Raw genomic sequence first — 5,377 nt, 5'->3', positions numbered from 1 at the left:
GTGGGACTCTGGCGGACATGAGCATCATCCGCACGCCCGAGCCGGCCCAGGCGACCGGCGCCTGGGCCGAGCAGTACGCCGGGGACCTCAAGGCCCTCGGCTACGTGCCGAGCCACACCCGGGTGATGGCCACCAGCCCCCAGGCGCACCAGGCGTTCGAGGACCTCACCCGTGCCGTCGCGCAGAGCATCGGGCTGCGCCTGTACGAGCTGGTCACCCTCGCCGCCGCGGGCGCCATCGGCTCCGAGGCGTGCCGCCTGGCCCACGGCCGCAGGTCCCGCGGCGTGTTCGACGACGCCCAGCTCGAACGCATCGCGCTGGACTACCACGCCGCCGGCCTGACCGAGCTGGAGGTCGCGGCCATGGAGCTCGCCGAGAGGATCAGCGGCGACTCGGCCTCGATCACCGAGCAGGACACCCTGCGGCTGCGCGAGCTGGGCCTGGACGACCGGCAGATCGTCGACGTCGTCCTGGCCGCGGCGGCGCGCAACTACTTCAGCCGCGCGCTGCACGCCCTGGCCGTGGTGCCCGACGTGCCGCCGGACCTGCCCGAGAGCCTCCGCGAGGCACTCCTGACGGGGCTGCCGACGGCGGGCGACCGCTAGGCCGCGCAGGGGCTGCTCGCGCGAGCGGCCGCCTCCAGCGCCGGGTCCGGGCGGCTGGCCGCCAGCACGAGCGACCGACGCCTCGCCAGGTCACGCACCTTGCCGAGCGCGTCGCACCGCTCCATCAGGTACACCCCCGACCAGGGGCCGCGCGGGGCGCCGTCGGCCGCCGCGAGGATCGACCGCTGCGCCGTCCACCGCTCCCAGTGCCGCACGAACTCGTCCGGCTGCACCACGCGGCCCCGGTCGAGCTGACCGTCCAGCGCGTCCGCCAGGGAGACGTCCACGGCGACCAGCACCGGGTCCCAGCCGAACCACCGGGCGGTCCTGCCCAGCAGCTCGCGGCGGCGCTCGCGGGTAGCGGTGTCGTGCAGCAGCAGGGGGCCGGTCGCGCGCGGGCCGCGCACCAGGTGCAGCACGGTCGCCAGCAGGTGCAGGGTGTGCGCCGCCCACCGGTAGGCGCCGTACGGCACCCACGACGGCAGGCGCGCGGCCAGCCGGCGCCGGTGCCGGTCGGGATCGAGCACCACGGCGCGCGGAACCTCCTTGGCCACCTGGGCCAGCAGGGTGCTCTTGCCCGCCCCGGGCACCCCGCCGACGACGACCAGCAGGGGGCCGGGCGCACGGGCGGGACGGACGGCGTCGGCAGCCTTGTCGGCAGGCTTGTCGGCGGCGGTGCCGACCTCGGGCGAGCCGGAAGGATCAGGCGAGTCGGGAACAGGGCGCGGCCGGGGGAGTACAGCGGGTGTCGTCACGTGGTCCTCCATACGTAGGGGGCCGGGTGAGCAGCATCGCGCGAGCCGATCCGGAAACACCGGGAACGCCCTGAGAAGGCGCTGGACCGGGAGCACGGACCGGGATGTCGAGCCAGGGAGACCGGCGTGCGCGAACGCGCACCGGAAGTGATAGCGGGAGTCGGAAGATTCCCTGGGCCGCAGACATCGGACAGTTGCTCGTTACTATCCCCTTAACGGCATATAGGGCCCGTTTTGTTCCCGGTCAGAGGCTCCGACCTGCGGTGTTGTTGCGGAGTTCCTGTGTTCCCCGAGATCGCGGTGTCCCCGTCGCGGCGTCCCGGTCGCCGTGTCCCGGTCGCCGTGTCCCGGTCGCCGTGTCCCGTGGAGCTCAGGTGACGAGACCGATCTCGTGACGACGGAGGCACCCCGTGGCAATATCGCACTCGTGACCAGCATCGCCGTCGACGCCGACCACCTGCGCGACCTCGCGCTCCTGCGCCGCGTGCGCGACCGCATGGACCGTGAGTACACCCAGCCCCTGGACGTCGCGGCGCTCGCGGCGGGGGTGCACATGTCGGCGGGGCACCTCTCCCGGCAGTTCAAGGCGGCCTACGGCGAGTCGCCGTACAGCTACCTGATGACCCGGCGGATCGAGCGCGCGATGATGCTGCTGCGCCGGGGTGACCTGAGCGTGACCGAGGTCTGCTTCGCGGTGGGCTGCTCGTCGCTGGGCACGTTCAGCACGCGCTTCACCGAGCTGGTCGGGGTGCCGCCGAGCGTGTACCGCAACGACCCGCAGCTCGCGTCCACCCAGGTCGATCCGGCGGGTCTGCCCGCGTGCATCGCCAAGCAGGTGACCAGGCCAGTCAGGAATCGAGAAGCGCAACCCCCGCGGCCGGACCTAACGTGACGCTCATGAGCACACAGCCGAGCAAGAGCACGGGCCTGACGATCCACCAGACGTTCCTGCCGCACACCGACCCGGAGGCGTCGCTGGCGTTCTACCGCGACGCGCTGGGCTTCGAGGTCTTCCTCGACGTCGGGCAGGGCGACATGCGCTGGATCACGGTGGGACCTGCCGACCAGCCGGACACCTCGATCGTGCTGACCCCGCCGGGGGCCGACCCGGGGGTCACCGACGCCGAGCGCCGCACCGTCGCGGAGATGATGGCCAAGGGCACCTACGCGGCCGTGATCCTGGGCGCCACCGACCTGGAGGCGACGTTCGAGCGGGTGCAGGCCACCGGCGCGGAGGTGATGCAGGAGCCCGTGGACCAGCCCTACGGCTTCCGCGACTGCGCGTTCCGCGACCCGGCCGGCAACACCGTCCGCATCAAGCAGCTCTGAGCACCGCATGTGCGTCCCAGGGCTGGCCGCCTACCTCCGGGCGTCCGCGCTGACCGAGCTGACCGAACCCGCCGAAGTCACCGAGCTGACCGGCGCCGGACCTGCCGGCAACGCCGGGCCGGTCGACGAGGACCGCCCCCTCGTGCCCGCAGCACGGACCACTGCCACACGTACGACTGCCACACGTACCACTGCCACGGAAGGCCGAGCATGAACGCGGCGAGCACCACCACCAGCACGACCACCCCGGTGGACGCGGCGTCGTCCGCCACCGGCACCTCCACCCATCCGGCCGACAGCCACGACCTGATCCGGGTGCACGGTGCCCGGGAGAACAACCTGCAGGACGTGGACCTGCAGATCCCGAAGCGCCGCCTGACGGTGTTCACCGGGGTCTCCGGCTCGGGCAAGAGCTCGCTGGTGTTCGCGACCATCGCCGCGGAGTCGCAGCGGATGATCAACGAGACCTACAGCGCGTTCGTGCAGGGCATGATGCCGTCGCTGTCGCGGCCTGACGTCGACCTGCTGGAGGGGCTGACCACCGCGATCGTCGTGGACCAGGAGCGGCTCGGGGCCAACCCGCGCTCCACGCTCGGCACGGTGACCGACACCAACGCGCTGCTGCGGCTGCTGTTCAGCCGCCTGGGCACGCCGTCGGCCGGTCCCGCCGTGGCGTACTCGTTCAACATCCCGGCCCGCAAGGCCAGCGGCGTGATGACGTCGGCCACGGGCGAGAAGCAGATCGTGCGCGAGGCCGTCTACCACGGCGGCATGTGCCCGCGGTGCGAGGGCCGGGGCACGGTCTCGGACATCGACCTGAGCGAGCTGGTCGACGAGGACAAGTCGCTCAACGAGGGCGCCATCACCGTGCCCGGGTACAAGGCGGGCGGCTGGTCGGTGCGGTTCTTCACCGAGTCCGGGTACCTGGACGGCGACAAGAAGGTGCGCGACTACAACGAGACCGAGCGGCACGACTTCCTGTACCGCGACGCGACCAAGCGCAAGATCGGCGGCGCGAACCTGACCTACGAGGGCCTGGTGCCCCAGGTGCGGCGCTCGATGCTCGCCAAGGACCGCGACGCCCTCCAGCCCCACCTGCGGGCCTTCGTGGACCGCGCCGTCACGTTCATCACCTGCCCCGACTGCGGCGGCACCCGCCTGGCCCAGGCCGCCCTGGCCTCGAAGATCCGGGGCATCAACATCGCCGAGGCGTGCGCCATGCAGATCGGTGACCTGGCGCAGTGGGTGCGCGAGCTGGACGAGCCGTCCGTCGCGCCGCTGCTGAGCAACCTGCAGCACCTGCTCGACAAGTTCACCGAGATCGGCCTGGGCTACCTGTCCCTGGACCGGCCCTCGGGCACGCTGTCCGGCGGCGAGGCGCAGCGCACCAAGCTGATCAGCCACCTCGGCTCCGCCCTGACCGACATCACGTACGTGTTCGACGAGCCGACCATCGGCCTGCACCCGCACGACATCCAGCGCATGAACGACCTGCTGCTCCAGCTGCGCGACAAGGGCAACACCGTGCTGGTCGTCGAGCACAAGCCCGAGACCATCGCGATCGCCGACCACGTCGTCGACCTCGGCCCCGGCGCCGGCAGTGCGGGCGGCACCATCTGCTTCGAGGGCACGGTCCAGGAGCTGCACGCCAGCGACACCCTGACCGGCCGCCACCTGGAGGACCGCGCCGCCCTCAAGGACTCCCCGCGCACCGCCACCGGCGCCCTGGAGATCCGCGGCGCGAGCACCCACAACCTGCAGGGCGTCGACGTCGACGTGCCGCTCGGCGTGGTGTGCGTCGTCACGGGCGTGGCGGGCTCCGGCAAGAGCTCCCTGATCCACGGCAGCCTCGCCGGGCGCGACGGCGTCGTCGTGGTGGACCAGTCCGCGATCAAGGGCTCGCGCCGCTCCAACCCCGCCACCTACACCGGGCTGCTCGAACCCGTGCGCAAGGCGTTCGCGAAGGCCAACGGCGTCAAGCCCGCCCTGTTCAGCGCGAACTCCGAGGGCGCCTGCCCCACCTGCAACGGCGCCGGCGTCGTCTACACCCAGCTCGGGTTCATGGACACCGTGGCCACCACGTGCGAGGAGTGCGAGGGCAAGCGGTTCCAGGCCGCCGTCCTGGAGTACCGCCTGGGCGGCAAGGACATCGCCGAGGTGCTCGCGATGTCGGTGGCCGAGGCCGAGGAGTACTTCTCCGCCGGCGAGGCCCGCACCCCCGCCGCGCACAAGATCCTCGCGCGCCTGGCCGACGTCGGCCTCGGGTACCTCAAGATCGGCCAGCCCCTGACCACGCTGTCCGGCGGCGAGCGCCAGCGCCTCAAGCTCGCCACCTACCTGGGCGAGGACGGCGGCGTGTACGTCCTGGACGAGCCGACCGCGGGCCTGCACCTGGCCGACGTCGCCAACCTCCTGGCCCTGCTGGACCGCCTCGTGGAGTCCGGCAAGTCCGTCGTCGTCATCGAGCACCACCAGGCCGTCATGGCGCACGCCGACTGGATCATCGACCTCGGCCCCGGCGCCGGGCACGACGGCGGCCGCGTCGTCTTCGAGGGCACACCGGCCGACCTGGTGGCCCAGGCGGTCACGGGGGACGCGACCCTGACCGGGGAGCACCTGGCCCGCTACGTCGGCGCTGCTGAGTGACCCGTCCGTGTCAGACGTACAGGTCCCTGGAGGGACCTGTAC

General features: G+C 72.2%; 5 protein-coding genes. 4 read left to right on the top strand and 1 reads right to left on the bottom strand.

Annotation, left to right across the window (positions count from 1 at the left end):
• A partial coding sequence (locus ACFU5G_RS28965; RefSeq protein ID WP_377252428.1) for a carboxymuconolactone decarboxylase family protein occupies positions 1 to 605 on the top strand: 605 nt, incomplete at its 5' end.
• On the opposite strand, the gene ACFU5G_RS28960 is transcribed toward ACFU5G_RS28965, so the two are convergent.
• Positions 602 to 1,360, bottom strand: a complete 759-nt coding sequence (locus tag ACFU5G_RS28960) for an AAA family ATPase (protein ID WP_377252426.1) — start codon at positions 1,358 to 1,360, stop codon at positions 602 to 604. The genes ACFU5G_RS28965 and ACFU5G_RS28960 overlap by 4 nt on opposite strands.
• Positions 1,361 to 1,787: 427 nt before the next feature.
• Between ACFU5G_RS28960 and ACFU5G_RS28955 the strand changes: the two genes are divergently transcribed.
• The 3 genes from ACFU5G_RS28955 (at position 1,788) to ACFU5G_RS28945 (ending at position 5,335) form a co-directional block, all read left to right on the top strand.
• Positions 1,788 to 2,252, top strand: a complete 465-nt coding sequence (locus ACFU5G_RS28955; RefSeq protein WP_377252424.1) for a helix-turn-helix transcriptional regulator — start codon at positions 1,788 to 1,790, stop codon at positions 2,250 to 2,252.
• 5 nt (positions 2,253 to 2,257) lie between these two features.
• Positions 2,258 to 2,689, top strand: coding sequence for a VOC family protein (locus tag ACFU5G_RS28950; protein ID WP_377252422.1), 432 nt, complete (start codon positions 2,258 to 2,260; stop codon positions 2,687 to 2,689).
• Positions 2,690 to 2,899: 210 nt separating this feature from the next.
• Positions 2,900 to 5,335, top strand: a complete 2,436-nt coding sequence (locus ACFU5G_RS28945; protein WP_377252420.1) for an ATP-binding cassette domain-containing protein — start codon at positions 2,900 to 2,902, stop codon at positions 5,333 to 5,335.
• Positions 5,336 to 5,377 lie beyond the last annotated feature (42 nt).

Origin of the sequence: Promicromonospora sp. NPDC057488 (assembly GCF_042802395.1) — a bacterium.
Classification (GTDB): Bacteria; Actinomycetota; Actinomycetes; order Actinomycetales; family Cellulomonadaceae; genus Promicromonospora.
This window is presented reverse-complemented; position numbering and strand designations above follow the sequence as displayed.

Bases quoted from the DNA above. Each gene is read 5' to 3' on its own strand.
- ACFU5G_RS28945 (WP_377252420.1), top strand. From the start codon at position 2,900: ATGAACGCGGCGAGCACCACCACCAGCACGACCACCCCGGTGGACGCG.
- ACFU5G_RS28950 (WP_377252422.1), top strand. From the start codon at position 2,258: ATGAGCACACAGCCGAGCAAGAGCACGGGCCTGACGATCCACCAGACG.